Here is a 25,193-nt window from a genome sequence, read left to right as displayed (position 1 = left end):
ATCACTTACCACTCGCCAGGAACTACAATGAAAAAAGTTATCGCCACCCTCATCGCCGGCCTGTTCGCTACCGCAGCCTTCGCTCAAACCCCTGCCGCTCCGGCAGCATCGGCAGCAGCGCCCGCCAAGGCGGAAGCGGCCCACACGAAAGCCGTGGCCAAGGCTGAAGCCAAGGAAACCAAGGCTGTCGTGAAAGCCGACGCGAAAGAAGCAGTCGTCGCCGCCGATGCGAAAGCCGATGTCGCCAGCGCCAAGGCCGACGCCAAAGCCACCAAGGCCAAAGCGCATCACAAGGCGACCAAGGCCAAGGTGAAAGCGGATGCAGCCAAAGCAGACGCGGCAGTTGCTGCCACGCCGGCAAAGTAAGCCCGAACGACGTCACGCGAGCGCGTCCGCCGGGTCTGCGCTAGCGTGACCACGTCGAGTACCAGGGACAGCTTCGGCTGTCCTTTTTGCATGGTGCTCTTCCACCGCGCCTTCATGCAAACTTCATCGAACAGGCCAGCTTGCACGCGACAAAACGAAGCACATGAGGGACACTGGCACTCCGACCATCGCCGCGAAGCCTATCCCATGCGCCACCTGCCCTTGCTCCTGATTACCGCCCTGTGCCTGCCTTGCGCCGCCAGCGCCCAAGACACCCCCGCCACCGTCGCGCAAGTCCTGCAAGCCCAGGACGGCGACAGCCATGGCGACTTGCGCGCCGTCGTCGTGCTGCGCGATGGCGCCGTCGTGGCCGAGCGCTATTACAACGGCGAGACGGCCGATACCCTGCACGACATCCGCTCGGCCGGCAAGAGCATCACCGCCCTGCTGGTGGGCGCGGCCGTGGCGCGCGGCCAGCTGACGACAACAAAAACGGTGGGCGACTACTGGCCCGAAGTCGCCGGCAGCCCTGCAGGCAAGGTGGTCCTCGACGACTTGCTGACCATGCGTTCGGGCCTGGCCGCCTTCGATGAAGACGAGCAGTCGCCGGGCAATGAAGACAAGCTCGATGAAGCGTCCGACCCCGCCGCCTTCGTGCGCGGCGTGCCGGCGGCAACAAAGCCGGGCAGCATCTACCGCTACAACTCGCTGGGGTCGTACATCGCCGGACGCGTGGTGGAAAACGCCAGCGGCGCCGACCTGGAAGATGTCGCCGCCAAGGTGCTGTTCGCGCCACTGGGCATCACGCGCTGGAACTGGGGCCGCGACGTGGCCAACCATCCGAAGGGACAGGGCAATCTGTCGCTGCGCGCGCGCGACACGGCGAAAATCGGCCAGATGGTGCTCGACGACGGCGTAGTTGACGGCAAGACGGTGATCGACAGTGGCTGGATCAAGGCCGCGCTGGCGCCGCGCGCGGCCATCGGCGCCGTCGACCGCTATGCCGACAGCTACGGCTATTTCTGGTATGCGAAGACGCAGGACATCGCAGGACAAAAGATCGCCGTGCATTTCGCTTCGGGCAATGGCGGCAACAAAATCTACGTGATACCCGCGCGCCGCATGGTGGTCAGCATCGCCTCCAGCGCGTATGGCAAGCCTTATGGACAGCGCCGTTCGGAAGACATCCTGAAGGCGATTCTGAAAGCGGATGCCACGCAGATGTAAGCGTTTGTAATGACCGTCAACGCATGCGTCCGGGGGCGCGTTTTATGCTCAGTGATACGGGAATCATCCCGGCACCAACAGACATACCAGACAAACCACCACTGAGGACTGCACCATGAAAAAAGTAATTGCTACCCTGATCGCCGGCCTGTTCGTAACCGCAGCCTTCGCCCAAACCCCGGCAGCACCTGCGGCAGCTTCGGTACCTGCCAAAGTGGAAGCGGCCCATACCAAGGCCGTCGTGAAAGCGGACGCCAAGGAAGCGCAAGCCGTCGTCAAAGCGGATGCCAAAGAAGCGAAAGCCGTCGTCGCCGCGAAAACGGAAGTGGCCAGTGCCAAAGCGGAAGCGGCCACCACGAAAGCCAAGGCACATCACAAGGCCAAGAAAACCAAGGCCAAGGCTGACGAAAAGCTGGCATCGGCCACCGCTGAAGCCGCACCTGCAGCAGCCAAGTAATTCACTCTCATTGCGTCAACCCGAAAAAACACCAAGGATCTCATCATGAAAAAAGTCATCGCCACCCTGATCGCCAGCCTGTTCGCCACCGCCGCTTTCGCCCAGACGCCAGCCGCTCCTGCCGCCACGCCAGCAACACCTGCCGTCGCAGCGACACCGGCAGCCAAGGCCGAAGCGCCGGCAGCCGCCGTCAAGCCAGCGGCGCACAAGAAAGCCAAGCATCACAAGGCGAAGAAAGCCGCTCCTGCAGAAAAAGCAGCGCCGGCCACACCTGCAGAACCAGCAGCGCCAGCCAAGTAATCACGGCGGCATACATGAAAAAGACAGGGTTTTCCCTGTCTTTTTTTCGCCCGCTTATTTTGGCATCAGCACCGAGTCGATCACATTGATCACGCCATTCGACTGGTACACGTCATAGGTACTGATGTTGGCGCTGTTGCCGCCCTCGTCCATCACCACGATGTTATGCATGCCGTTCATGGCGAACATCAGCTTGCCGCCGCTGGCCGTGGGCAAGGTGGCTTTACCGTCATGCATCTTGATTTCCCTGGCCAGCGCCTTGAAGTCGTATTTGCCGGGCACCACGTGGTAGGTGAGAATTTTCGTCAGGGTCGCCTTGTTTTCCGGCTTGACCAGGGTCTCGACGGTGCCGGCCGGCAGCTTGCCGAAGGCCGCATTCGTCGGTGCGAACACGGTAAATGGGCCCTTGCCTTTCAGGGTATCGACCAGGCCGGCCGCCTTGACGGCGGCGACCAGGGTCGTGTGGTCGGCCGAATTGACGGCGTTGTCGACGATGTCCTTGGACGGATACATGCTCTGGCCACCGACCATGGTCGCCATGTCGGCGGCAAACGGGGCGCTGGCGGCCAGCATGGATGTGATGAACAGTGCTGCGGGAACGAAGGTGCGCATGATGATGTCTCCTGGATGACGGCGTTTGCGTGATTGCAGGAGTATTTACGTGGTGGGTCGGGGATTGGATTCAATTTATTTTTTTTGGTCTGGCCTTGATTGAGGACGCGGGTGGTGTCGGCTTACGCGCTATGCGCTAAGCCGACCTACGCAAGCATAAAAAAACGGCGCCGTGCAAAGCACGACGCCGTTTTCGACAGGCTTATCGCCGAAGGCAGGAAACTAGTTGGCCGCGACCTGCGGCTCCGTTTCGCCCCAGCCGCCGCCCAGGGCGCGGATCAGCGCCACCGTCGTGACGGCGCGGTTGCCGCGCAGCTGCACGGCATTACGCTCGATGGCCGCCAGGTTGCGCTGCGCGTCGAGCAGGTCCAGATAGCTGGAACGGCCCGCATCGTACAGCTTTTGCGCCAGGTCGGCCGAGCGGCGCGCCGAGACGACGGCTTCGTCGATCTGCTGCGTCTGGCCAGACAGGATGCGCAAGCCGGCCAGGTTGTCTTCCACCTCGGCGAAGGCCACCAGCACGCTCTGGCGATACGTCGCCACCGATTCTTCCAGCTGCGCTTCGCTGCGGCTCACGGCTGCCTTGTTGCGGCCACCATCGATGATCGGCATCGACATCAGAGCGCCCAGCAGCCAGGAGCGGCTGCTCCACTTGAAGATGTCCGAGAAGGTATCGGATGCGCCGCCGCCGGAAGCGTTCAGGCTCAAGGCAGGGAACATGGCCGATTTCGCCACGCCGATGCGCGCATTCGACGCTTCCATGGTGCGCTGCGCCGACGCGATGTCGGGACGGCGCTCCAGCAGGGACGACGGCATGCCGGCCGGAATCACGGGCAGGAAGCCGCTATCCTGCAGCGGGTTGACGGTCGCCGTGAAGCTGGCGGCAGGTTTACCCAGCAGGACGGCCAGCGCATGTTCGCTGGTGGCACGCTGGCGCTGCAGGCCGATGGCTTCGGCGCGCGTGGTCGACAGCTCCGTGCGGGCACGCGACAAATCGAACTCGCCGATGTCGCCCAGGTCATAGCGGCGCTGGTTCACATGCACGCTTTCCTCGCGCAGGCGCACCGTCTGTTCCAGTGTCGCCAGTTCGGCATCCGTGGCGCGCAGCTGGAAGTACGTTTGCGCCACATCGGCCTGCAAGGACAGCAGCACCGAGCGGTACGTCGCTTCCACGGCCAGCGCATCGCTGCGCGAGGCGCTGACGTTAGCTGCCACCCTGCCGAACAGATCGACTTCGTAGCTGGCCGTCAGGTTGGCCTGGTAGACGTTGGTCGCCGCCACCGGCGCGCCGTTCGGCAAGCCGAGCGACACGGCGGAAGCGCGGTTGCGCTGGCCGCCCACGTTCACGCCCACTTGCGGGATGCGGTCCGCTTCGGCGATGCCGGCAATCGCCCTCGCCTGCTTGACGCGGGCGGCGGCGACGGCCAGGTTGGCATTGGCTTGCGTGGCTTCGTTGATCAAGCTGGTCAGGGCCGGATCATTGAAGGCCAGCCACCACTCGCCCCGCGCCTGGCGCTCGGCTGGCACGCCCTGCTTCCAGCGCGTGCCATCGGCCGCCGTCTGCACGGTGGGCAAGGTCTGCGCTTCCTTGAACGCGGCCGGCGTCTCGATCTGCGGCTGCTTGAACTCCGGCGCCGCGCAGGCGGCCAGCAGGACTGCGGCAGCCATGGCGCTCAAGACGGGCTTGACGCGCCAGATGATTTCCTTGGTTTTCAATATATATCTCCTTCCAGGTCCAGCGCTGGCGCGGCGACAGGCTTGGCGGCAGCGGCGGCTGGTTTTTTCTCAAAACGCTGCGCCAGGGTGCGCAGCAGTACGTAGAACACGGGCGTCAGGAACAGGCCGAAGAAAGTCACGCCCAGCATGCCGGCGAAGACCGCCACGCCCATGGCATGGCGCATTTCCGAACCGGCGCCGTTCGAGAACACCAGGGGCACCACGCCCATGATGAAGGCGATCGACGTCATCAAAATCGGACGCAGACGCAGACGGCACGCTTCCAGCGCCGCTTGCACGACGGTGCGGCCATGCTCTTCCAGTTCGCGGGCAAATTCCACGATCAGAATCGCATTCTTCGACGCCAGCCCCACCAGCACGAACAGCGCGATCTGGGTAAACACGTTGTTGTCGCCGCCGGTCAGTTTCACGCCCAGCAGTGCGCAGAGGATCGACATCGGCACGATCAGGATCACGGCCAGCGGCAAGGTCCAGCTTTCGTACTGGGCAGCCAGCACCAGGAACACCAGCAGCACGCACAGCGGGAAGACATAGATCATGGTATTGCCGGACAAGATGTCCTGGTAGGTCAGCTCCGTCCATTCATACGAAATCCCCTGCGGCAGTACTTCCTTGGCGATGCGTTCCAGCGCGGCTTGCGCCTGGCCGCTCGATACGCCAGGTGCTGCGCCGCCATTGAAGTCGGCTGCGGCATACGCGTTGTAGCGCTGCACGCGGTCCGGGCCATAGCTGTCCTTGACGCGCATCAGCGACGACAGCGGGATCATCTCGCCCTTGTCATTGCGTACCTTCAGTTGCGCGATATCCTGCGCATGCGAACGGAACGCCGCATCGGCCTGCACGCGCACCTGGTAGGTACGGCCAAACTGATTGAAGTCGTTGACGTACAGCGAACCGAGGTTGATCTGCAAGGTCTGGTAGATCGTTTGCAACTGCACGCCCATCTGCTTGGCTTTCACGCGGTCGACGTCGGCGAACAGCTGCGGCACGTTGATCTGGTAGCCCGAGAACACGCCCGCCAGTTCCGGTGTCTGGTACGCTTTCGCGGCCAGCGCCTGGGTGGCGTTGTACAGCGCGTCGTAACCGAGATTGCCGCGGTCTTCGATCATCATCTTGAAGCCGCCGATGGTACCGAGGCCGTTGACCGGCGGTGGCGGGAAGACCATGATGAAGGCATCCTGGATACCGCCCAGGCGCTTGTTGATCTCGGCCGCGATGGCGCCGCCCGACAATTCCTTGCTGGTGCGTTCGTCGAACGGTTTCAGGGTGGCGAAGACGATACCGGCATTCGGCGCATTGGTAAAGTCGTTGATCGACAGGCCCGGGAAGGCGATGGTCGATTCGACGCCAGGCACCGATTTGATGACGTCGGACATGCGGCGCACGACATCTTCCGTGCGGTCCAGCGAGGCGGCGTCAGGCAATTGCGCAAAGCCCACCAGGTATTGCTTGTCCTGCGCTGGCACGAAGCCGGCCGGCACGGACTTGAAGGTGAAGATGGCGGCAACCACCAGCAGCGCATACACGCCCAGCGAGGCGCTCTTGCGGCCCAATACGCCTTTTACGCCAGCCTCATAGCGGTGCGAAGCGCGGCCGAAGAAGCGGTTGAACCAGGCGAAGAAGCGGCCGAAGACCATGTCCATGCCGCGCGTCAGCGCGTCTTTCGGCGCATCGTGCGGTTTGAGCAGCGCAGCCGACAGGGCTGGCGCCAGGGTCAGCGAGCTGAATGCCGAGATCACGGTCGAAATGGCGATGGTCAGCGCGAACTGGCGATAGAACTCGCCGGACAAACCTGGCACGAAGGCGATCGGCACGAACACGGCGCACAGCACCAGGGCGATGGCGACGATAGGACCGCTGACCTCTTTCATGGCCTGGATGGTGGCGTCGCGCGGCGACAAGCCTTCCTCGATGTTGCGCTCGACGTTTTCCACCACCACGATGGCGTCATCGACGACGATACCGATGGCCAGCACGAGGCCGAACAGCGACAGGGTGTTGATCGAGAAGCCAAAGCCCAGCATCACGGCAAAGGTGCCGACGATGGAGACGGGAACGGCCAGCAGCGGAATGATCGATGCGCGCCAGGTTTGCAGGAAGATGATCACCACCAGCACCACCAGGGCGATCGCTTCAAGCAGGGTATGGATCACGGCTTCGATGGACGAACGCACGAACTGCGTCGGGTCGTACTCGATGCGGTATTCCACGCCTTGCGGGAAGTCTTTTTTCAGTTCGTCCATCTTGGAGCGCACGTCGGAAGACAGTTGCAGCGCGTTGGCGTTCGGCGCTTCGAAAATACCCATGCCGACGGCCGGATTATTGTTCAGCAGCGAACGCAGCGAGTAGCTGTTGGCGCCCATTTCCACGCGCGCCACGTCCTTCAGGTGCGTCACGGCGCCGTCGGCATTCGTGCGCACGATGATGGCGCCAAATTCCTCGGGCGTCTGCAGACGGCCCTGGGTGTTGACGGTCAGCTGGAAGTCCGAGTTCTTCGCTGGCGAGGCGCCGATCACACCGGCGGCCACCTGCACGTTCTGCTCGCGGATCGCGTCGACGACGTCATTGGCCGTCATGCCGCGCGCCGCCACCTTTTGCGGATCGAGCCAGATGCGCATGGCGTAGTCGCCGGCGCCGAAGATCTGGATGTCGCCCATGCCGGGCAAACGGGCCAGCTGGTCCTTGACGTTCAGCACCGCGTAGTTACGCAGGTACATGTCGTCATAGCGCTTGTTTGGCGAGACCAGGTGCACCACCATGGTCAGATTCGGCGACGATTTCACCGTCGTCACGCCGATCTGGCGCACTTCCTCGGGCAGGCGCGGCAAGGCGCGCTGCACGCGGTTCTGCACCTGCGTTTCAGCCTGCTCGACGTTGGTGCCGATCTTGAAGGTCACGGTCAGCATCATCGCGCCATCGGACGTGTTTTGCGAGGACATGTAGAGCATGTTCTCGACACCGTTGATCTGCTCTTCGAGCGGCGCGGCCACGGTTTCGGCGATCACTTTCGGGTTGGCGCCCGGGTATTGCGCGCGCACCACCACGGATGGCGGCACGACGTCGGGATATTCGGAAATGGGCAGGCCGAAAATCGACAGCAGCCCGGCCACGAATATGACGATCGACAGCACCGCCGCGAAAATCGGCTTGTCGATGAAAAAGCGGGAAAAGTTCATGTTTATTCCTTGGAAGTCGATGCTGCTTTCGCGGCGATCTTGGCGTCTTTTGCTTCAGGTTTTGCGGGAGCGGCAGGCGCGGTCGGATCGAAATCCATGGCCACCATCTGCGGCGTCACCGGGGCGCCGGGGCGCACGCGCTGCAAGCCGTTGACGACGATCTTCTCGCCCGCTTTCAAGCCTTCGCGCACCACGCGCAAGCCGTCCGAGGTCGGGCCCAGCTTGACGGCGCGGTATTCGGCCTTGTTGTCGGCGCCCACCACGTAGACGTATTTGCGGCTCTGATCCGTGCCGACGGCGCGGTCGCTGATCAGCAGCGCCGTGCTTTGCGCCTGCGGGCCGTTGCCGCCGTCAAGCTGGATGCGCGCGAACAGGCCAGGCACCAGCTGGCGCTCGGCGTTGGCGAAGGTGGCGCGCATGCGCACGCTGCCAGTGGCCGGGTCGAGCTGGTTGTCGACGAATTCGAGCTTGCCTTCGTGCGGGAAACCCGTTTCGTTGGCCAGGCCGACCTTGACGGTGACGGGCGTGCCCTTTTGCGCCGTGCCGGCCACGCGCAGATACGTATCTTCATCGCCGTCGAAGCTGGCGTAGATGCGGTCCGTCGACACCACGGAAGTGAGGATGGCGGAAGCGTCGATCAGGTTGCCGACGGTGATTTCCGCCTTGCTGACGCGGCCGCTGATCGGCGCCTGCACCTGCGTGTACGACAGGTTCAGTTTGGCCGCTTCATACGCGGCTTGCGCCGAGCGTGCATTCGCGTCCAGCTCTTTCAGGCCCGACGCTTTTTCGTCGAATTCGCGCTGGGCGATGGCTTTTTCGGCCAGCAGCTTTTCAGCGCGCGACAGTTCCAGCTTGGCCAGTTCCGCCTTGGCGCGGGCCGAGGCCGCCGTGCCTTCGGCGCGCGACACTTCAGCCTGGAATGGGCGCGGATCGATGACGAACAGCACGTCGCCCTTTTTCACTTCGCTGCCCGGCTTGAAGTTGACGGCCGTGATGAAGCCGCCGACTCTCGAGCGGATTTCCACGCGCTCGATCGCTTCCAGGCGGCCCGAGAATTCCTGCGTTTCCGTGATCTGTTTTTCAACGACGGCGGCGGCCGAGATGGGCGGGCCGCCGGCCGCTGGCGCGTCGGGCACCTTGCTATTGGCCGAATCGCAGCCAGCCAGGCTCACGGCCACCAGTCCGGCCAGCGCGAGCGAGGCAGCCAGGGGCTTGAGCAGAGTGGAAAATTGTTGAACGTTTTTCATTTTATTTCCCTGTTTTATGAAAATTTCTAATGATATGGGCGGCAGGAAGCAACCCAACTGAAAAAGTGAATGGTGGTGCCATGGCGCCCGACGGCGCTCGATCAAAGGTAAACAGGCCGCCAGCTGTTTAAAAGCGGACGGGGACGACAAAGCTGGCTGTGCGAGCGCACAACTCAGGCAAGATGGGAACTACACTGCATAGTGTAGCAACCGAAACTCAAAAAGTAAACTGATTAGTGTAAGTTTTTTTGCGGTGCCGCGGATGGCGGCGTCATGACTCGGGCTCCTGCCCCAGTCCAGCGACAAAGCTGGCGATTTCACTCAATACCTGCACCTTGCAGGCGCACTCGTTGCGGGCGGTAGCGTCTTGCAGCGGCGCGGCGGCCATGCGCCGCACGGTGGTCTTGATGCCGCAGGCGATCAATTTGCTGCCGTATTGTTCAGCTTCGTCGCGCAATGGGTCGTCTTCGCTGGACAGGATGAGCGCCGGCGGCAGGTTTTTCAGACGGCTCGACTGCAATGGCGACGCGTACGGATGGGTACGGTCAGCGGCATTCGGCAGGTAGCCGCGGTAGGCGGCGGCGCACTGGTCCGCCACTTCCGCCAGGTCAGGACAGGTCGGCAAGTTGCGCATCGAGCAGGTCGACAGGCCGGGGTCGAGCATGGGCATGATCAGCACCTGGCCCGCGAGGGGCGGTCCGCCCCGGTCGCGCGACATCATGGCGCACACGGCGGCCAGGTTGGCACCCGCTTCGATGCCCGACACCACCATCTGCTTGCCCGTCCAGCCCAGCTTGGACTTGTTCTTTTTCGCCCACAGCAGCACGGCATGCGCGTCTTCCACGGCGGCGGGGAATGGACGCACCTTCGCCAAGGTGTAGTTCGCGGCCAGCACCACATGGTCGGGGTTGCTCAGCACGAGGCAGCGCAGGAAGTCGTCTGCATCGTCCAGGTCGCCGTCGACAAAGCCGCCGCCATGGAAGAAGACGATTAGGCTCGACTGCCTGGCGCCCGGTACGCCGGCCGTGTAGACGCGCGCGCCGAGCGCATCCTGCGCGCCCTGCACCTGGATGTCGCGTATCTTCAGCGCCTGGCCAGGTGCCAGTTCGGCCGCGGTGTCGGCAACGCTCATTGCGCCACCACCGGCTGCACCGCAACATCGAGCACCGTGTCGTTCAGGCACAACAGGGCGGCGCCGCCCACTTCATGGGTCAGGGCGCTATACCCGCTGGCTTCGCTTTGCGCCGCCAGTGAATACGCATCCGTCGATACCATCACGGCCAGAGCGAGCGCAACCGCAACCAAGGCGGGTACTGCAAAGTGTCCATTCCGATGACCCATGATATTTCTCCTGTTGTACTGCCTGCGGCATCACATTTATGCTGCAGTACAACAACTATAGACTTGATCTACAATCTGATAAAGAGTGCAATGACGAATTGATTGTTCAGGATTCTGAATAATCGCGCATAAAGTGATAGGAATTCAAGTGAACAAGCTGCAAGCCATGGAAGTTTTCATCCAAGTCGTCGATGCGGGCGGCTTTACGCGCGCGGCGGAAAACATGCAGCTGCCGAAAGCCACCGTGTCGACCCTGATCCAGTCGCTGGAAGCGAGCCTGTCGGTCAAGTTGCTCAACCGCACCACGCGCCACGTCAGCATCACGTCCGACGGCGCCGCCTATTACGAACGCTGCGTGCGCATCCTGTCGGACGTGCGCGAGGCCGAGGAATCGCTGTCGCGCACGCGCCTGAGCCCCAGCGGACGGCTGCGCGTGGATGCGCCCACGGCCCTGGCCAGCGAACTGATCATCCCTGCCCTGCCCGATTTTTTTGCCCGCTACCCGGACATTTCGCTGGAACTCGGTTGCAGCGACCGTCCCGTCGACCTGATCGAGGAAGGCGTCGACTGCGCCGTGCGCGGCGGCGAATTGGGCGACCTGAACCTGATCGCGCGCCGGGTCGGCGTGCTGCATTTCATGACCTGCGCCTCGCCCGGCTACCTGGCGCACCACGGCACGCCGCTGCATCCGGACGACCTGTCCCGCCACCGGGGCGTGAATTTTTTCTCCGCCAAGACCGGTAAAACGTTTGACTGGGATTTCACGCGTGCCGGCGAACGCATCCAGGTTGCCATGCCCAGCCATATCGCCCTGAACGATTCAAATGCCTACTCGGCCGCCGGCCTGGCGGGCCTGGGCATCGTGCAAATGACGCATTTCATGCTTGCGCCGCTGATAGAACAGGGCAAAATGGTGGAATTGCTTGGCGAATGGGAATCCGACCCGCTGCCCATCCACGTGATCTATCCGCCGAACCGCCATCTGTCCGCCAAGGTCCGCGTGTTTGTCGAATGGGTCGCCGATATGTTTACCAATCACCCGGCCACGCAGCTCAAGGGCAGAAACACCAGCCCGAGCGCGCGCGCCACCCTGACCGAGGCCCAGCCATGACAACAGCAAGCACATCGCCCCACCGCATCGTCTTCCTCGACCGCGACAGCCTGATCGCCACCGTGCGTCCGCCCGCCTTCACGCACAGCTGGGAAGAATATCCACACACCAGGGGCAGCGAACAGACGGTGTCCCGCCTGCAAGGCGCCACGATCGCCATCACGAACAAGGTGCCGCTGCGCGCGGCCGAGCTGGCGCAATTGCCGGACCTCAAAATGATCGCCGTGGCCGCCACCGGCACGGATATTGTCGACCTGGCCGCCTGCCGCGAGCGGGGCATCGTCGTGGCGAATATCCGCGACTATGCGCGCGCCACCGTGCCCGAACACACCCTGGCCCTGATGCTGGCCCTGCGCCGCCAGCTGGTGGCTTACCGCGCGGACGTGGAAGCGGGCCTGTGGCAGGCGTCGGAACGCTTCTGCCTGTTCGGCCACCCGATCCGCGACCTGGCCGGCAGCCGTTTGGGTTTGCTCGGCTACGGCGCGCTGGGCAAGTCCGTGGCACAGCTGGGACGCGCCTTCGGCATGCAAGTGCAAGTCCACAACCGTTCACCTGTCGAGGACGACGGCGTGACGCAAGTGAGTTTTGACGAATTGCTGGCCACGTCCGACGTGCTCAGCCTGCACCTGCCCTTGACGGACACCACGCGCAACATCATCGGAGAAAAAGAGCTGGCGCGCATGCAGCCGACGTCGCTGTTGATCAACACGGCGCGGGGCGGCCTCGTCGATGAAGCGGCGCTGGCCGATGCATTGAAAAACGGCGTGATCGCCGGTGCAGGTTTCGACGTGCTCTCCAAGGAGCCGCCGCTGCCCGACAACCCGTTGTTGAACTTACGCCTGCCCAACTTCATCCTCACGCCGCACACGGCCTGGGCCAGCGGCGAAGCCATGCAAAAGCTGGCGGACATCCTGATCGGCAACGTGGAAGCGTTCGAACGCGGTGTGCCGACGAACGTGGTGGCATGAGCGTCTTGCAGGAACTCGATGAACTGCTGTGCGGCGACGACGAGGACTACGACCGCCTCGACCTGTTTCAGGAAGCAGACGAGCTGATCGGTCAGCTGCGGATGGACGATGTGCCGGCACTGCTGCAACTGTGGCAGCAGCGCGGCCTGAGCTGGCAGCAACGGTTCACGCAAGCCAGCACCAGCATCGACGGCGCCGTGCTGCGCGCCGTGCTGGCCGGTTTGCTGCAGATCAAGGAGACGCCGTACGGCGTGTTCGAACTGATGTCGCGCCTGCCTGCGACAGCCGACGCCTCCCCGCTTAGCGACGCCCTGCTCGATTACGCCGGGCAAGCCTGGCATGCGGACCCGGCGCGGCAGCGGCAAATCCAGATGAGCTGCTGGAGTTGCGGGCTGTCGGGCCGATTATTGAAGCGGCTCGGTTTGCCGTCCTGGAGGGAAGCGGGCTTGTAGGAACTACGGCGCGGCAGGCCGCTCAAAGCTGAATCCCGGCGCATACGCGTGATAGCCGTCGAAATCGCCCTTGCCGATGGCGGCACCTTGGCTGCGGGCGATCGCATACGCCATACTGAAGTGAAAGTAGAAATTCGGCAGGATATATAAATTCAAATACTCGTCGGCGGGCAGCGCGAGATCGGCAAAGCCGGCGCGGTCGCGGCAGATGCGGTCGCCCGGCCCGTCAAAACGTTCTGCGGGAATGGCCTTGAGATAGCGCATGGTCTGCGCGATCTGTTCCTGCAGGCTGGCGGCGGCGCTGAAATCGGCCACGTCCAGCCCCGCCAGCGGGCAGCAGCCGCGCAGGGAAAAGCTCACGGCCGCGCGCACCTGCTGGGCGAATGGCAGCATGTCCGGGTGCAGACGCGCCGCCAGCAACTGCGGCGCGGTGCCGGTCTTGTCGAGCATGGCGGAAAGCTGCGCCAGCGAACGGTAAAAGATGGTGACGGGATTGATGTGCATCGCGTCCGTCATGCCAAGCCTTCCTGCGCGGCAACCGTCTTCAGCACGCGGATCAGCCGGCGTTCATGGCGGCCCACGGCGGCCCAATCCCAGGCGTCGGCCGGGCCGAATGCCGGGTAATGGCGCTGCCATTTTTCCGCGCGCTTCTGCGAGTTGACGCTCACATGCGAGTCCAGGCCCTTGCCGCTAGACAAGCGCAGGTACACGCGGATGACGCCCCAGCCTTCGCACACATAACGATACGTGAGGCCACCGCACTGGGCCGGGTCGAGCGCGATGCGGCGCGGGGCGAAGTGCCCGGCCATGTCCTGGTAATGCACGGCCAGGAGCACGTCGCTAGCCCCTTCCGCTTCCAGCCTGGCCGCATACGCGCACAGCTCGGCAGGCGAGTGGAAATGCAGCGTTTCCCGTTCCGCCTCCGAATAGGCCTGCGCCACGGCCGCGCCGGGCTTGGCGAAGATTGCTTCGGCCATGACCGCGATACCTGCTGTTGATAATCCCACTGTGCCTGCCTTTCCTGTTGCCTGATGGTTACGCCATGCGCCGCCATCCTAGCATGGCGTCAGCGCCGGTGCCGGCTGAAAAATTCCCAGATGACTTCATTCGCATCGATGGCGCGCGTGGTCTTGCCGATGGGCAGGCCGATATTGAAGGCATCGGCGCCCGGCCAGGTGTGGCCGCCGTCCTTGACGCTGAGCAAGGCCACGCTGGCGCTGCCAGCACCACTCCCCTGCTCCAGCCAGTTCACTTGCGTAGTGTCGCCAGCAGGACCAGGCATCAGGCGCGGCTGCGGCGTGGCGCCTTCGATGCCGTTGTGCTTGCGCCAGTAATCGAAGGTACCTTCGGCCGACAGGTAGCTGGCGGCCTTGCCCTCAAACAGCACGACCTTGTCGGCCGTGCCCTGTATTAACAGCATGCCGACCTTGTCCGTTTTCTGGTGATGCTGCACCACGGGTTCCGGCATGGGCGCGCCCACCGAGGCGACGGCGGCGAATTGCTGCGACAGCTCGGCCGCCAGGCGCAGGGCAAAGAAACCGCCGCGCGACAAGCCCGTCGCATACACGCGCTTGTCATCGATGCGGTAATCCTGCTTGAGTTTACTCAATATCGCTTGCGTAAAACCGACGTCGTCCGTGCCCGCCAGGTAATCCATGCCGAAGCCCACGTTCCAGTCCTGCTTGATGCCTTGCGGATACACAACGATGAACTGGTGCCGCTCGGCCGTCTTGTTCATCTGCGTGTACAGCATTTGTTCCGCCATGCTCATGCCGCCGCCATGGAAATTGAAGACGACGGGAAAGGCTTGCTGCGGCTGGCTTTGGTAAGACGGCGGCGTGTAGACGATGTAGCGGCGCTTGTCTTCCTTGTGCTGCAGCGATTGCACCTGGGCCAGCACGGGCGTGGACAGGCAGGACAGGAGCAACAGGCTGATGACGATTTTCATGGGCTTCCCTTCAAGTAAAAGAGCAGCCAGCATAAGCAGGGGCAGGTGAAATCGCGGTGAAATCCGCTGACTTTATGGCGCCGGAGCAGGAACGATGGCGACACGGTAGCCCGTCGCGCCGGGGTGGAAAACGATGTCCCAGCACATGGCTTGTGCCAGGCGCAGCAGCAGGTTCTGGCCATGCGCGAAGCCGTGGACGCGCCGAGGCTGTCCCGGCGGCATGGTATTGTCGATGCTCAGGCAACCTTGCACAAACGCAATGCTGATCCGGCAATCGGGGCCGCCATGGAACAGCGCATTCGCCAGGCAATTATTAATGAGCAACATGACCAGTTGCGGGTTGCCAACCACTTCCAGCCGCTCGGGCAAGTCCAGGCTCAGCAGGCTGGCATCCCAAGGATGGTCGTCGAGCAGGCGCAACAGGCATTGCTCGATGCAGCCGCGCAATTCCACCATTTCGCCGGGCAGTTGCTCGGCCCGTGCCAGCGCGAACAGCACGTCGATGGTGGCGCGCATTTCGTCCGTGGATTGCCGCAGCTGGGCCTGTTCCCGCCCGCCCAGGGGCTGCGCATGGGCCAGTGCCAGGGTGTTGTGCATCAAGGTCAGCGGCGTGCGCAATTCATGGCTGACGTCGCGGGTGAATGCCTGTTCGCGCTGCAACACCGCCTGCAGTTCGGCAAAGGTGGTTTCCAGGCGGCGCGCCAGGAAACCGATCTCGTCTGGGCGGTCACGCTCGCTGAAATGGACGGCGCTGCCGGGTGCCAGCTGGCGCGCTTCCTGCGCCAGGCGCTGCAAGGGCAGCACGAGGCGCCGTGCCAGCCAGTACGCGAGCAGCAAGGCCAGGGCGATCAGCGCCAAGGCCACGCCAGCGACGACACTGCCCACTTCCCGCGTCAGGCGCGAGACGACCAGCACGGGCGCCACGTCGGCCAGCAGATAGCTGCGCTGGGGCTTTCCGCCGGCAACCATATCGAGCGCCAGCACATGATAATGCTGGCCCGTCGTGGTAAACACTTCACCGCGCGGGGCAGACGGCGGCACTTGCGCGCGCACCGTTTGAGGCAAATCAAGGTAGCTGCCATAAACCGTGATGAGGTCGCTGCCAGACGGCGTAAGCTTGCCGTGCTGCTGCCAGCGCATGCTGACGGCCGCCGCTTCGCGCTCGAGCAGGCGCTGCACCAGCATGTCTTCCGTCACGTAGGCGATCACCAGCGCCAGGCCCGTGTAGCACAGGCACAGCAATACAGCGAAGCCGGCCAGGGCGGCGAACAGGCGCTGCCGGATCGACTTAACCATCGCTGGCCGCCGCATCGAAGACAAGACGGTAGCCCAGCTGCGGTATGGTCACCAGCACACCCGCCGCGCCAGCCCCGCCAACCAACTCCAGTTGCTTGCGCAGCGCGTAGATATGCGATTTCAGGGCGTCGCTGTCGGGCGGCTGGCTGCCCCATAACTGTTGCAGCAAGGCCGAGCGCGAGACGGCGTGCGGATGCTCGCGGCACAGCAGCAGCAAGATTTTAAAACCCGTCTGCGTCAGTTGCAGCGGCACGTCGCCGACCAGCGCGCGCCCTTCGCGCGTCTGCAAGGTAAAGGGACCCACGCGCATTTCCTGGTGCACGTGCAACTGCTGCCGGCGCGCCAGCGCTTCGCAGCGCAAGGCCACTTCGCGCAGGTCGAACGGCTTGGTCAAATAGTCGTCGGCGCCGTCGCGAAAACCGCGTGCCTTGTCTTCATACGCATCGCGCGCCGTCAGCATCAAAATCGGCACATTGCTGGGCGCAGCCGCCTTGATGGCGCGGCACACTTGCAAGCCATCCATGTCAGGCAGGTTCAGGTCCAGCAGCACCACGTCATAGCTGTTGCGCGTGGCCAGCTGCACTGCCAGCGCGCCCGTGCCCGCATGGTCCGTCTGCCAGCCCAGGCCGTCGAGGAAGTCGAGCACCTGGCGCGCGATGGCCAGGTGGTCTTCCACCAGCAGGATGCTCAAGGCAAGCTTGCTCATGACACGCCGGCGATGCGTGCGTATAGCCAGAAATTGCCGGATTTTCCGCGAATTTGCCGATAGCAGCGCAGATAGCCTTCCCGCTCGAAAGCGCAGCGTTCCAGCACGAGCATCGAACGTTCATTGCTTTCCAGCACGGTCGCCTGGATGCGCAGGAAGCCCAGGCGCAGGAAACCCCAGTCCACGACCGACGCGGCAAGGGACGTGGCCACGCCCTGCCCCCAGACGGCGGGCGCCAGGTCGTAGGCGATTTCCGCCGTGCGATGCTGCGGGGAAATCGCATTGAAACCGATCGTGCCCACCAGTTGGCCGCCCTCGCGCAGCACGACGGCCAGGCGAATGGACGACGATGGCTGAGACGACGCATAGTCATCGAAATTGGCCTGCAGGTCGTCGACGCAACGCAAGTTCCAGCTCGTGTGTTCCACGACAGCAGGGTCGGCCAGGTAGGCATACCAGGCGGGCGCGTCGCTACGCTCCAGGTGGCGCAAGGTCACCAGTGGATGGTCAGAAGCGGGTAAATCAACAACGTTCATTGCTTTGCATCTTCCTCAGGCGAGCGGGCAATCGGCGGCCAGCCAGGTGGCGAAATCATCGGCGGCCAGCTCGAAATCGTCGCGCTGCATCGAGCCATGCCCCACCAGGTAGACAGCGCGCTCAGCGCCATCAAACGCCAGCATGACGGCACGGCCGCCGCTGTCATCGCCGATGGTCATGTAGCCGGGGCAAAATTGCTGCGTCTCATACGTTTCATTGCGTTCCCGCAAGCTTTCCACGCCATACAGCACTACCTGCTCACCGCGCATGCCTGCTTGCCCGTCCTGGAGAAAGCGCAGGTAGTGCGCCGGCAAGGCGTGGCCCAGCCAGCGCTCGAACGCTTCGACTTCCTGCTGACTCACGCAGCGCCCTTGCGCCGCGCTTCCCACGTACGCCGCAGCAAGCCGTACAGGGCCGAGTCGCTGACGTGGCCGCCGACGATCCAGCGCTCTGGCAGAAAACCTTCCTTGTTGAAACCCTGGCGTTCGAGCGCGCTGGCCGAACCGGCGTTGAGCGGGTCGATATCGGCTTCCAGGCGGTTCAGGTCGCGCTCGATGAACGCGTATTCCAGCAGTGCCGACAGCGCTTCGTGCATATAGCCCTTGCCCCAGTACGGACGGCCCAGCGCGTAGCCGATCTCGGCCCGGCGGTTCTGGCGGTGCTCGGAAAACAGGCTGCAGCTGCCCAGGTATTCGCCCGTCGCCTTCAGCTCGACGGCGAAGCGGAAGAATTCCTCTTTCTCGAAAGCGGCGATATCCTCGGCAATCTGGCGCGCGGCGCGGCTGGCATCCTCCCAGGGCGGTTCGCTGAAATAGCGCATCACTTCGGGATCGGAATGCATGGCGAATTGCGCCGCCTCATCCGATGCTTGCGGCTTGCGCAGGATCAGCCGCTCAGTGGTGATGGTTTTGGTATAAGCCATGCAACTCCAATCGATGGTTCAAGAACGATACTTATTATTCCATGCAACTATAACGATGTGGCAATTTTGTGGCGCTGCTTTTAATGTACTATGGCAATATTTTTCACCATATCATTGATGCAACTTCATGATTCGCCTATGCACGCAGTAAAGGACGCACCAGTTATCGACGCCACGGCGCAGCCCGAGGTCTTGAGCAAGCACAAGCGGCCAGTGATCGTCTGGGCCAGCATCGGCTTCTTCTGCATGTGCGCCATGCTGCTTGGCATGACCATCTGGATCGTCTGGTCTTCGCATGCGGTCCGCCTGCGCGAAGCGAGCGCGGCGACGGAAAACATGGCGCGCGCCCTGGCGACGCAAGCCTACATGGAACTGGAAATCGCCGATGCGATGCTGGAAGATATTGCCGAACACGTCCGCAACGAAGGCAATAATGACGCGACCGGCGAGCGGCTGGAATCCCATCTGGTGCAACTGTCCAGGAATATCGTGGAAATTGCCGGCGTCTTCATTTTTGACAGCGAGGGCGATTGGCTCGCCACCTCGTCCGGCACCAGGCAGGACGGCAACAACGCGGACCGCGACTACTTTATCTATCACAAGACGCATGCGCAGCTGGGCAGCCGCATCAGCGCGCCCGTGCGCAGCAAATCGACGGGGCAATGGGTCTTGCCCGTGTCGCGCCGGGTGGAATCGGCGGACGGTTCCTTTGCCGGCGTGGTGCTGGTCACCCTGGGCCTGGCCTCGTTCGAACGCATCTACGAGAGCCTCAGCCTTGGCAAGACGGGCACGGCATTCTTTGCCCTCGACGACGGCACCTTGATCTACCGGCGGCCGTTCCAGCCCGATGTCATCGGCATGGATATTTCATCGGGCGCACTCTTGCGCGCCTACCGCGAAAAAGGGCCGGTCGGCACGGCCATGATGACGGCCAAAGTGGACGAAATCGAGCGGCTGTACAGCTATCGCCACCTGGAACGCTTTCCCGTCATCGTGGCGGCAGGCTTGTCGAAGCAAGACATCTTTGCCGAGTGGCAACGGCTGAGCATGCAAATCGTGCTGGCGTCGCTGGCGGCGGGGGCGGCGCTGCTCTACCTGTTCCGCAGGCTGATGCGGCAGATTGCCGTACGCGACCGTATCGAGGCCAGCCTGCGCCAGGTCACGACGGAACTGCAGCACGCGAACGCGGATCTGGCGGCGCGGGCGTCGCAAGACGGCTTGACGGGACTGGCCAACCGCCGCTGTTTCGACGAGACCCTGGCGCATGAACTGAAGCGCGCCCAGCGCAGCGGGCACGCGGTATCGCTGATCATGCTCGACGTGGATTTTTTCAAGAAATTCAACGACCAGTATGGCCACGTGGCGGGCGACGCATGCCTGCAGGCCGTTGCTGGCGCCGTGGCGCGCAGCGTCGGCCGGGCCGAAGACCTGGCGGCCCGCTACGGCGGCGAAGAGTTCGCCGTGATCATGCCTGGCACCAATGCCGCAGGCGCGCTGGAAGTCGCGGAAGCCATCCGCTCGGCGGTGGAAGCCTTGCAGATTCCCCATGCGGCCAGCGCAAATGGCGTCGTGACCGTCAGCCTGGGCGCGGCCACGCTGCAGCCAGGCCAGGAGCGGCGCACCGAGAGCAACGAGCTGATACGCGAAGCCGACACCTTGCTGTACCAGTCGAAAAACACGGGCCGCAACCGCGTCAGCAGCAGCGTGCCAGCAGCATGAGGCCGACCATGTCCAGAAAAAGAATCGCCCTCACCTTGCCGGTCACCCTCAGTGCACTGGCCGTCTGGCTGGGCTTGAGCATGGGCGGCCGCTGGCTGGAATCCGCCGGCTACGCCTTGCCAGGCACAGCCGTCACCGGCCGTATCGGCCTGTCATGGGCGCTGGCCGCCCTGTTCGCGCTGGCGCTGCTGCTGGCGTCAAGCCGGCCCCGCGAAGCAGGCCTGTGCGCGCCGCAGCCATGGAAAACAGTGTGGCTCGTCTCGCCGCCCCTGCTGTATGCGCTGCTGATGCTGTTGCTGGCCTGGGCCGGCGGCTGGCCGCAGCCGCGCGTGCTGCTGATCGTCGCTGGCAATGCGGCGCTGGTGGCCATCTCGGAAGAGCTGATGTTCCGCGCCATCTTGCTGCAGGGCATGCTGGACCGCTACGCCGTCTGGCCAGCCGTCCTGATGTCCTCGGCGCTGTTCGGCCTGGCCCACACCGCCAACGGCCTGGCCACGGGCGACGTCAGCGGCGCCTTGTGGCAAGCCGTGGCCGCCACCCTGCAGGGCGTCGGCTACGCGGCCATCCGCCTGCGCACCCGCTCCATCTGGCCCATGGTGCTCGTGCATGGACTGTGGGATTACGCGCTGGTGACAGCCACCTTGCCCAACCCGGCCGAAGACGGCGCATCGATCCTGCCGACTATCGCCCTGCTGGCCGTGCTGCCCTTGTGCCTGTACGGCGTCTACCTGCTGCGCCCCAGCCAGCGAACGGCAATATCTCAAATGCAACCATAGGAATGTGCATGGCGTTTTTTTCACGTGATTACGAGGTATTCCTGCTGCTGGCCGCGCCCGATGCAGCGCCGCTCTGGGATGCGGAACAATGGACGCCGTTTGCCGCCAGCCTCGATGGCCTCATGGCGCAAGCCAGCGCGCGGGGCAAGGCCGGCGTGCGCAGCCATCAATACAATCCCAAGGGCAAGCCGGTTCCCTTTGGCCGCCTGGGCTGGAACGGCAAATCGCACGCCAAGTGGACGCATACGGCGGCCACGACGGAAGCGCGCTTCATGAGCCTGGAAGCCTGGGCGCCATCGTGGACGACCTGCGAAAAAGACGACCAGGCGCCCGATCTGTTCCTCGCCCTGGCCAATGAATCGCTGCTGGGACGGGCGGGCAAAACCTTGCAATTCGGCCAGCGCCTGGTGTGCGCGATCGCCACGGACATGGGGCCCGATGCGGCCGCCGCCTTGCGCCTATCCCTGGCGCAACTGGCCGTGCAACAAGACGCCGTCGTCTTCGCCCGCACCCAACGTCAGTGGGGCCGCGCCGCGTATGGCGGCTTCACGGGCGCCATCCAGGATATGCTGATCGGCGGCCTGTTCCAGCCCGACGACCCGCATGCGCGGCCGCTCGATGCGGCCACATTCCGCGAGCCGTGGGAAAGGCTGGCGCCAGCCTCCGCTTAAAACGTGCCCGGCAGCAGGATCTTTTTATCCACCTGCTGCAAGTCGCGCAAGCCGCAAAAGGCCATCGTCAGGTCGAGTTCATTGCGGATGATGTCCAGGCATTTGGTGACGCCCGGCCCGCCCATGGCGCCCAGGCCGTATAAAAACGGGCGGCCGATGTACACGCCTTTCGCGCCCAGCGCCACGGCCTTGATCACGTCCTGGCCCGAGCGGATGCCGCCGTCCATGTGCACTTCGATCTGGCTGCCGACGGCGTCGACGATGGCGGGCAAGGCTTCGATCGACGATTGCGCGCCGTCGAGCTGGCGTCCGCCGTGGTTCGAGACGATCAGCGCATCGGCGCCGCTTTCCACGGCCAGGCGCGCGTCTTCCGGATCCATGATGCCCTTGATGATCAGCTTGCCGCCCCAGCGCTGCTTGATCCATTCCACGTCGGCCCACGACAGGCTCAGGTCGAACTGCTGCTGCGTCCAGGCCGACAAGGACGACATGTCGGACACGGACGTGGCGTGGCCGACGATGTTGCCAAAACCCCGGCGTTTCGTGCCCAGCATGCCGGCCACCCAGCGCGGCTTGGTGGCCATGTTGATGATATTCGGAATCGTCAATTTCGGCGGCGCCGACAGGCCGTTGCGCAAGTCCTTGTGGCGCTGGCCCAGCACCTGCAAGTCCAGGGTCAACACCAGTGCGCCGCACTTGGCCGCCTTGGCGCGGTCGATCAGGCGGTTGATGAATTCGCGGTCCTTCATCACATACAGCTGGAACCAGAACGGTTTCGTCGTGTTTGCCGCCACGTCCTCGATCGAGCAAATGCTCATGGTCGACAGAGTGAACGGCACGCCGAAGCGCTCGGCCGCCTGGGCCGCGAGGATTTCGCCATCGGCATGCTGCATCCCCGTCAAGCCCGTGGGCGACAGGGCTACCGGCATCGACACGTGCTGGCCCACCATGGTCGAGGCCAGGCTGCGGTTTTCCAGGTTGACGGCCACGCGCTGGCGGAATTTGATCTTCGCGAAATCGCTGTTGTTGGCGCGGTACGTCGATTCCGTCCAGGAGCCGGAATCGGCGTAGTCGTAAAACATGCGCGGCACCCGTTTCTGGGCCAGCACGCGCAAGTCTTCGATGCAGGTGATGATACTCATGCGTTTCCTCGGTCGATGGCAAGTCGAACCATGATCGTGCATTTGCCTGCAATTGTCTATCCGGCAGGCAATGCCGCCACACTTACCAATCGCGCGCGCCGAGGATTTTCTCGCCCAGTTCAGTCAACTGCGCCTGCGGATAGCGCAGCTTTTCCTTTTCCTCGGGGTCGCCGGGAAACGCATAGCCTTGCGGCGCGCTGCGCTCGCGCCAGCTTTGCACCCGCCAGTCGCGCAGGGATTGATTATCTTCCTGGGCGGGCGTAAAGGAAATATATTGCGCCAGGCGCACCTGGTCGGTGGACGTGTTCGGGCGGATGCCGTGCGCCAGCAAGCTATTAAAGATCAACAACTCCCCTTTCTTCATGGCGATGAATTCCATCGGGTACGGCACCGTCGCCAGGTCCGGCTGCCACGGGTTGCGGTCCAGCGGCACGGTCTTGCGCCACGCCAGCAAGTTGTTGAACAATTCCGGATAGCATTGAAAGCCGCCGCTCTCGGGCGAGGTGTCGGACAGGGCCAGCACGCCTTGCACGTTGACGGGCAACGGGTCGAGCGTGGTATCGGCATCCCAGTGGATGAAGCCGCCAAACTTGCGCTTGCCATTGTTCGGCGTGTTCAGGTTGGCGCGGTCGATGGTCACCCACAAATCCTGGCGGTCCCAGATGTCGACAAAGGCGTCATACACGCGCTGAGTCTGGCGGTTATCCCACAGGGTCTGGTTGTGGTAGGCCTCGACCATGCCGGAACCGTTGAGTTCTTTCATCGCGTGGTCGCGCAACTGGTCCTGGTTCCAGGTGGCGGCGTCGTTCTGGTCGAGTCCTTGAAATTCCCACAGGAAATCGGTTGTGCGGCGCACCTGTTGCGGCGACACGGCATCCTTGACGATGACGTAACCGTAGGTTTGCCAGTGCAAAAAGTCGCTGTCGGACAGCACGCGCAGGGGCAGCTGTTTCCGGATGTCGCGCAACTGGGTCTGTTCCGTGTAGGCCACGGACGGGTTGCCGGGACGGTCTTCGCCGTATTGGTATCGGTCTTCTTGCATCGCTGTCTCCTGTGTTGGTGTGAGACAGATTGTGCTGCGACATTGCCGCGTAAAATGCGTGCGCAGCAACCAATACTGATACTATCCTGACTATCCACCACCTCAAAACGTCACAATGACGCCTTTATTCGAACAAGTCACGATACCGACAGGCCACTCCTGGGGCTTGCTGTGGCGCGAACTCGAGGCCATTCCCTTCCTCTGGCACTACCACCCGCAGTTCGAGCTGACCCTGACGGTCAATGCGCGCGGGCAACGCTACATCGGCGACCACCTGGGCGACTTCGAACCGGGCGACCTGGTGCTGCTGGGGCCGAATCTGCCGCACACGTGGTCGGCCAGCGAGCGCATCGACAGCACGCAACCGATGCTGGCCGTCGTTGTGTGGTTTTCGCTGGAATGGGTGGAGCAGCTGGCCGCCTGCTTTCCGGAATTGCACAGCTTGCGGCAACTGGCGCGCCGCGCCGGCCCTGCCCTGCATTTTTCGCCGGCAACGAGCGCGCGCAGCGCGGCCAGGTTGCTGCAACTCAATGAACTGCCTGTGCCGCAGCGCCTGCCGCTGCTGCTCGACGTGCTGCTGGACCTGGCCGGCGATGGCAGTGCGCAGCCGCTGGCGTCGGAAGCGCTGGCGCCGGTGCATGCCGATGGGCAGCAACAGCGCATGACTATCGTGCTGGACTACATGCACGCGCATTTCCGGGAAGAGATCGCACTGGAAACCCTGGCGCGGCGGGCGGCCCTGTCGCTGGGCGCGTTTCATCGCTGTTTCAAGCGCCACGCGCATTGCACGCCGGGCGAATACCTGGCGCGGCTGCGCATCGGCCGCGCCTGCCAACAGCTAATCGAAAGCAATCTGGCCATCGCCGTCATCGCGCAAGAGGCGGGCTACCGCAACCTCGCGCATTTCAACCGCCAGTTCCGCGCCGCCAGGCACGTCACGCCGCGCGCGTTTCGCCTGCAATACCGGCGCGGCGCCACAGGCACAGCGTAAATCCATTCGGAAACGAAAAAGGGGATCAGATTTTACAATCTGACCCCCAATATTCTGGTGCGGCTGGCAGGAATTGAACCCACGACCCCTTGGTTCGTAGCCAAGTACTCTATCCAGCTGAGCTACAGCCGCCTAAGACAAGATTATAGCAGGGCTTTGCAGAATGGCAAAGGGCGCTGCCGCGATATTTCACAATTGAGATACCAACTGAGATACCACCACCCAGGTGCCGCGACAGCGCGCGCGACCTGCACCGACTGGCTGGCATACGGAAAATATTTTTTAAGCATCTAAATATAACACTGTTATTTAATAGTATTATATTTAAGATAATCAAACAGATTCCAACCGTCCCATCCATCCATGCAGAGGAAATAATGCGCCCCACCTTTACCTTCTCCACATTCGCAACGGCATGCGCCTTCGCCGCAATCTTTGCGACGCCAGGC

At 63.2% G+C, this 25,193-nt stretch carries 27 protein-coding genes and 1 tRNA gene; 11 read left to right on the top strand and 17 right to left on the bottom strand.

All coding sequences use genetic code 11. The annotated features are described in order from the left end of the window. Window positions 1-27: 27 nt before the first annotated feature. From HWE17_RS08815 to HWE17_RS08800, 4 genes are all read left to right on the top strand, one after another. Window positions 28-366 carry a hypothetical protein gene (locus HWE17_RS08815; RefSeq protein WP_176388507.1) on the top strand — a complete coding sequence of 113 codons (339 nt, stop codon included), beginning with the start codon at window positions 28-30 and terminating at the stop codon, window positions 364-366. Between the two features lie 207 nt (window positions 367-573). Beyond that, entirely contained in the window at window positions 574-1,593 is a 1,020-nt protein-coding gene (locus HWE17_RS08810) for a serine hydrolase (RefSeq protein ID WP_176388506.1), read from the top strand. A 115-nt stretch (window positions 1,594-1,708) separates the two neighbouring features. Beyond that, a complete protein-coding gene (locus HWE17_RS08805) occupies window positions 1,709-2,050 on the top strand; it encodes a hypothetical protein (RefSeq protein ID WP_176388505.1) in 342 nt (113 codons plus the stop codon). A 45-nt stretch (window positions 2,051-2,095) separates the two neighbouring features. Further along, entirely contained in the window at window positions 2,096-2,350 is a 255-nt protein-coding gene (locus HWE17_RS08800; RefSeq protein WP_176388504.1) for a hypothetical protein, read from the top strand. Window positions 2,351-2,404: 54 nt separating this feature from the next. Here HWE17_RS08800 and HWE17_RS08795 read toward each other — a convergent pair whose 3' ends face one another. The 6 genes from HWE17_RS08795 to HWE17_RS08770 all read right to left on the bottom strand — a co-directional run bounded on the left by HWE17_RS08795 (window position 2,405) and on the right by HWE17_RS08770 (window position 10,463). Beyond that, window positions 2,405-2,923, bottom strand: a complete 519-nt coding sequence (locus HWE17_RS08795) for a fasciclin domain-containing protein (protein ID WP_152598902.1) — start codon at window positions 2,921-2,923, stop codon at window positions 2,405-2,407. Between the two features lie 261 nt (window positions 2,924-3,184). Beyond that, a complete protein-coding gene (locus HWE17_RS08790; RefSeq protein WP_176388535.1) occupies window positions 3,185-4,630 on the bottom strand; it encodes an efflux transporter outer membrane subunit in 1,446 nt (481 codons plus the stop codon). A 44-nt stretch (window positions 4,631-4,674) separates the two neighbouring features. Beyond that, window positions 4,675-7,875, bottom strand: coding sequence for an efflux RND transporter permease subunit (locus tag HWE17_RS08785; RefSeq protein ID WP_166446693.1), 3,201 nt, complete (start codon window positions 7,873-7,875; stop codon window positions 4,675-4,677). A gap of 2 nt (window positions 7,876-7,877) precedes the next feature. Further along, window positions 7,878-9,122, bottom strand: a complete 1,245-nt coding sequence (locus HWE17_RS08780; protein WP_176388503.1) for an efflux RND transporter periplasmic adaptor subunit — start codon at window positions 9,120-9,122, stop codon at window positions 7,878-7,880. Between the two features lie 271 nt (window positions 9,123-9,393). Next, window positions 9,394-10,254 carry an alpha/beta hydrolase gene (locus HWE17_RS08775; RefSeq protein ID WP_176388502.1) on the bottom strand — a complete coding sequence of 287 codons (861 nt, stop codon included), beginning with the start codon at window positions 10,252-10,254 and terminating at the stop codon, window positions 9,394-9,396. Next, a complete protein-coding gene (locus tag HWE17_RS08770) occupies window positions 10,251-10,463 on the bottom strand; it encodes a hypothetical protein (RefSeq protein WP_176388501.1) in 213 nt (70 codons plus the stop codon). The genes HWE17_RS08775 and HWE17_RS08770 overlap by 4 nt, the downstream gene beginning before the upstream one ends. A gap of 148 nt (window positions 10,464-10,611) precedes the next feature. Here HWE17_RS08770 and HWE17_RS08765 point away from each other — a divergent pair, with 148 nt between their 5' ends. Genes HWE17_RS08765 through HWE17_RS08755 form a run of 3 tightly spaced genes read left to right on the top strand, consistent with a single transcriptional unit; the run spans window position 10,612 to window position 12,994 of the window. Beyond that, window positions 10,612-11,574: a LysR family transcriptional regulator gene (locus HWE17_RS08765; RefSeq protein ID WP_176388500.1), complete on the top strand. Its 963-nt coding sequence runs from the start codon at window positions 10,612-10,614 to the stop codon at window positions 11,572-11,574. Beyond that, complete coding sequence (locus HWE17_RS08760) at window positions 11,571-12,542, top strand: D-2-hydroxyacid dehydrogenase (protein ID WP_176388499.1); 972 nt, start codon at window positions 11,571-11,573, stop codon at window positions 12,540-12,542. The genes HWE17_RS08765 and HWE17_RS08760 overlap by 4 nt, the downstream gene beginning before the upstream one ends. Then, window positions 12,539-12,994 carry a hypothetical protein gene (locus tag HWE17_RS08755; RefSeq protein WP_176388498.1) on the top strand — a complete coding sequence of 152 codons (456 nt, stop codon included), beginning with the start codon at window positions 12,539-12,541 and terminating at the stop codon, window positions 12,992-12,994. Before HWE17_RS08760 ends, HWE17_RS08755 begins: the two co-directional genes overlap by 4 nt. Before the next feature lie 3 nt (window positions 12,995-12,997). On the opposite strand, the gene HWE17_RS08750 is transcribed toward HWE17_RS08755, so the two are convergent. The 8 genes from HWE17_RS08750 to HWE17_RS08715 all read right to left on the bottom strand — a co-directional run bounded on the left by HWE17_RS08750 (window position 12,998) and on the right by HWE17_RS08715 (window position 18,403). After that, window positions 12,998-13,510, bottom strand: coding sequence for a DUF1993 domain-containing protein (locus HWE17_RS08750; RefSeq protein WP_255206167.1), 513 nt, complete (start codon window positions 13,508-13,510; stop codon window positions 12,998-13,000). Next, complete coding sequence (locus HWE17_RS08745; protein WP_035820032.1) at window positions 13,507-13,971, bottom strand: hypothetical protein; 465 nt, start codon at window positions 13,969-13,971, stop codon at window positions 13,507-13,509. Before HWE17_RS08745 ends, HWE17_RS08750 begins: the two co-directional genes overlap by 4 nt. An 89-nt stretch (window positions 13,972-14,060) precedes the next feature. Continuing rightward, the gene (locus tag HWE17_RS08740) at window positions 14,061-14,942 is read right to left on the bottom strand and encodes a PHB depolymerase family esterase (RefSeq protein ID WP_176388497.1); all 882 of its coding nucleotides are present in this window, start codon (window positions 14,940-14,942) and stop codon (window positions 14,061-14,063) included. Between the two features lie 72 nt (window positions 14,943-15,014). Further along, window positions 15,015-16,238 carry a HAMP domain-containing sensor histidine kinase gene (locus HWE17_RS08735; protein WP_176388496.1) on the bottom strand — a complete coding sequence of 408 codons (1,224 nt, stop codon included), beginning with the start codon at window positions 16,236-16,238 and terminating at the stop codon, window positions 15,015-15,017. After that, the gene (locus tag HWE17_RS08730; RefSeq protein WP_176388495.1) at window positions 16,231-16,944 is read right to left on the bottom strand and encodes a response regulator transcription factor; all 714 of its coding nucleotides are present in this window, start codon (window positions 16,942-16,944) and stop codon (window positions 16,231-16,233) included. The genes HWE17_RS08735 and HWE17_RS08730 overlap by 8 nt, the downstream gene beginning before the upstream one ends. Then, on the bottom strand, window positions 16,941-17,480 hold the full coding sequence (locus tag HWE17_RS08725; protein WP_176388494.1) for a GNAT family N-acetyltransferase: 540 nt from the start codon (window positions 17,478-17,480) through the stop codon (window positions 16,941-16,943). Before HWE17_RS08725 ends, HWE17_RS08730 begins: the two co-directional genes overlap by 4 nt. Window positions 17,481-17,495: 15 nt before the next feature. Further along, window positions 17,496-17,843 (bottom strand): SMI1/KNR4 family protein, encoded by a 348-nt coding sequence (locus HWE17_RS08720; RefSeq protein WP_176388493.1) that lies wholly within the window; start codon window positions 17,841-17,843, stop codon window positions 17,496-17,498. Next, on the bottom strand, window positions 17,840-18,403 hold the full coding sequence (locus HWE17_RS08715; RefSeq protein WP_176388492.1) for a GNAT family N-acetyltransferase: 564 nt from the start codon (window positions 18,401-18,403) through the stop codon (window positions 17,840-17,842). Before HWE17_RS08715 ends, HWE17_RS08720 begins: the two co-directional genes overlap by 4 nt. 138 nt (window positions 18,404-18,541) lie before the next feature. On the opposite strand from HWE17_RS08715, the gene HWE17_RS08710 reads away from it, so the two are divergent. Genes HWE17_RS08710 through HWE17_RS08700 form a run of 3 tightly spaced genes read left to right on the top strand, consistent with a single transcriptional unit; the run spans window position 18,542 to window position 21,569 of the window. Next, window positions 18,542-20,122, top strand: a complete 1,581-nt coding sequence (locus tag HWE17_RS08710; RefSeq protein ID WP_176388491.1) for a sensor domain-containing diguanylate cyclase — start codon at window positions 18,542-18,544, stop codon at window positions 20,120-20,122. Between the two features lie 8 nt (window positions 20,123-20,130). After that, complete coding sequence (locus HWE17_RS08705) at window positions 20,131-20,898, top strand: CPBP family intramembrane glutamic endopeptidase (protein WP_176388490.1); 768 nt, start codon at window positions 20,131-20,133, stop codon at window positions 20,896-20,898. An 8-nt stretch (window positions 20,899-20,906) separates the two neighbouring features. After that, window positions 20,907-21,569, top strand: a complete 663-nt coding sequence (locus tag HWE17_RS08700; RefSeq protein WP_176388489.1) for a hypothetical protein — start codon at window positions 20,907-20,909, stop codon at window positions 21,567-21,569. On the opposite strand, the gene HWE17_RS08695 is transcribed toward HWE17_RS08700, so the two are convergent. Together HWE17_RS08695 and HWE17_RS08690 are read right to left on the bottom strand one after the other, a co-directional pair. Next, window positions 21,566-22,711 carry an alpha-hydroxy acid oxidase gene (locus HWE17_RS08695; RefSeq protein ID WP_099388243.1) on the bottom strand — a complete coding sequence of 382 codons (1,146 nt, stop codon included), beginning with the start codon at window positions 22,709-22,711 and terminating at the stop codon, window positions 21,566-21,568. The two genes, HWE17_RS08700 and HWE17_RS08695, sit on opposite strands and share 4 nt — an antisense overlap. Window positions 22,712-22,793: 82 nt before the next feature. After that, window positions 22,794-23,753 carry a phytanoyl-CoA dioxygenase family protein gene (locus tag HWE17_RS08690; protein WP_176388488.1) on the bottom strand — a complete coding sequence of 320 codons (960 nt, stop codon included), beginning with the start codon at window positions 23,751-23,753 and terminating at the stop codon, window positions 22,794-22,796. A gap of 115 nt (window positions 23,754-23,868) precedes the next feature. Here HWE17_RS08690 and HWE17_RS08685 point away from each other — a divergent pair, with 115 nt between their 5' ends. Then, window positions 23,869-24,744 (top strand): AraC family transcriptional regulator, encoded by an 876-nt coding sequence (locus HWE17_RS08685; RefSeq protein ID WP_176388487.1) that lies wholly within the window; start codon window positions 23,869-23,871, stop codon window positions 24,742-24,744. A gap of 55 nt (window positions 24,745-24,799) precedes the next feature. Here the strand turns inward: HWE17_RS08685 and HWE17_RS08680 are convergent. Further along, window positions 24,800-24,876 (bottom strand) — tRNA-Arg (locus HWE17_RS08680). Window positions 24,877-25,193: the final 317 nt, after the last annotated feature.

Origin of the sequence: Janthinobacterium sp. BJB401, assembly GCF_013372745.1 — a bacterium.
GTDB classification, from domain to species: Bacteria; Pseudomonadota; Gammaproteobacteria; order Burkholderiales; family Burkholderiaceae_D; genus Janthinobacterium; species Janthinobacterium rivuli.
This window is presented reverse-complemented; position numbering and strand designations above follow the sequence as displayed.

What these genes read in the sequence shown, in the direction of transcription:
- HWE17_RS08815 (WP_176388507.1), top strand. Translation starts at nt 28, where the DNA reads ATGAAAAAAGTTATCGCCACCCTCATCGCCGGCCTGTTCGCTACCGCA.
- HWE17_RS08810 (WP_176388506.1), top strand. Translation starts at nt 574, where the DNA reads ATGCGCCACCTGCCCTTGCTCCTGATTACCGCCCTGTGCCTGCCTTGC.
- HWE17_RS08805 (WP_176388505.1), top strand. Translation starts at nt 1,709, where the DNA reads ATGAAAAAAGTAATTGCTACCCTGATCGCCGGCCTGTTCGTAACCGCA.
- HWE17_RS08800 (WP_176388504.1), top strand. Translation starts at nt 2,096, where the DNA reads ATGAAAAAAGTCATCGCCACCCTGATCGCCAGCCTGTTCGCCACCGCC.
- HWE17_RS08795 (WP_152598902.1), bottom strand. Translation starts at nt 2,923, where the DNA reads ATGCTGGCCGCCAGCGCCCCGTTTGCCGCCGACATGGCGACCATGGTC.
- HWE17_RS08790 (WP_176388535.1), bottom strand. Translation starts at nt 4,630, where the DNA reads ATGGCTGCCGCAGTCCTGCTGGCCGCCTGCGCGGCGCCGGAGTTCAAG.
- HWE17_RS08785 (WP_166446693.1), bottom strand. Translation starts at nt 7,875, where the DNA reads ATGAACTTTTCCCGCTTTTTCATCGACAAGCCGATTTTCGCGGCGGTG.
- HWE17_RS08780 (WP_176388503.1), bottom strand. Translation starts at nt 9,122, where the DNA reads ATGAAAAACGTTCAACAATTTTCCACTCTGCTCAAGCCCCTGGCTGCC.
- HWE17_RS08775 (WP_176388502.1), bottom strand. Translation starts at nt 10,254, where the DNA reads ATGAGCGTTGCCGACACCGCGGCCGAACTGGCACCTGGCCAGGCGCTG.
- HWE17_RS08770 (WP_176388501.1), bottom strand. Translation starts at nt 10,463, where the DNA reads ATGGGTCATCGGAATGGACACTTTGCAGTACCCGCCTTGGTTGCGGTT.
- HWE17_RS08760 (WP_176388499.1), top strand. Translation starts at nt 11,571, where the DNA reads ATGACAACAGCAAGCACATCGCCCCACCGCATCGTCTTCCTCGACCGC.
- HWE17_RS08755 (WP_176388498.1), top strand. Translation starts at nt 12,539, where the DNA reads ATGAGCGTCTTGCAGGAACTCGATGAACTGCTGTGCGGCGACGACGAG.
- HWE17_RS08750 (WP_255206167.1), bottom strand. Translation starts at nt 13,510, where the DNA reads ATGACGGACGCGATGCACATCAATCCCGTCACCATCTTTTACCGTTCG.
- HWE17_RS08745 (WP_035820032.1), bottom strand. Translation starts at nt 13,971, where the DNA reads ATGGCCGAAGCAATCTTCGCCAAGCCCGGCGCGGCCGTGGCGCAGGCC.
- HWE17_RS08740 (WP_176388497.1), bottom strand. Translation starts at nt 14,942, where the DNA reads ATGAAAATCGTCATCAGCCTGTTGCTCCTGTCCTGCCTGTCCACGCCC.
- HWE17_RS08735 (WP_176388496.1), bottom strand. Translation starts at nt 16,238, where the DNA reads ATGGTTAAGTCGATCCGGCAGCGCCTGTTCGCCGCCCTGGCCGGCTTC.
- HWE17_RS08730 (WP_176388495.1), bottom strand. Translation starts at nt 16,944, where the DNA reads ATGAGCAAGCTTGCCTTGAGCATCCTGCTGGTGGAAGACCACCTGGCC.
- HWE17_RS08725 (WP_176388494.1), bottom strand. Translation starts at nt 17,480, where the DNA reads ATGAACGTTGTTGATTTACCCGCTTCTGACCATCCACTGGTGACCTTG.
- HWE17_RS08715 (WP_176388492.1), bottom strand. Translation starts at nt 18,403, where the DNA reads ATGGCTTATACCAAAACCATCACCACTGAGCGGCTGATCCTGCGCAAG.
- HWE17_RS08710 (WP_176388491.1), top strand. Translation starts at nt 18,542, where the DNA reads ATGCACGCAGTAAAGGACGCACCAGTTATCGACGCCACGGCGCAGCCC.
- HWE17_RS08705 (WP_176388490.1), top strand. Translation starts at nt 20,131, where the DNA reads ATGTCCAGAAAAAGAATCGCCCTCACCTTGCCGGTCACCCTCAGTGCA.
- HWE17_RS08700 (WP_176388489.1), top strand. Translation starts at nt 20,907, where the DNA reads ATGGCGTTTTTTTCACGTGATTACGAGGTATTCCTGCTGCTGGCCGCG.
- HWE17_RS08695 (WP_099388243.1), bottom strand. Translation starts at nt 22,711, where the DNA reads ATGAGTATCATCACCTGCATCGAAGACTTGCGCGTGCTGGCCCAGAAA.
- HWE17_RS08690 (WP_176388488.1), bottom strand. Translation starts at nt 23,753, where the DNA reads ATGCAAGAAGACCGATACCAATACGGCGAAGACCGTCCCGGCAACCCG.
- HWE17_RS08685 (WP_176388487.1), top strand. Translation starts at nt 23,869, where the DNA reads ATGACGCCTTTATTCGAACAAGTCACGATACCGACAGGCCACTCCTGG.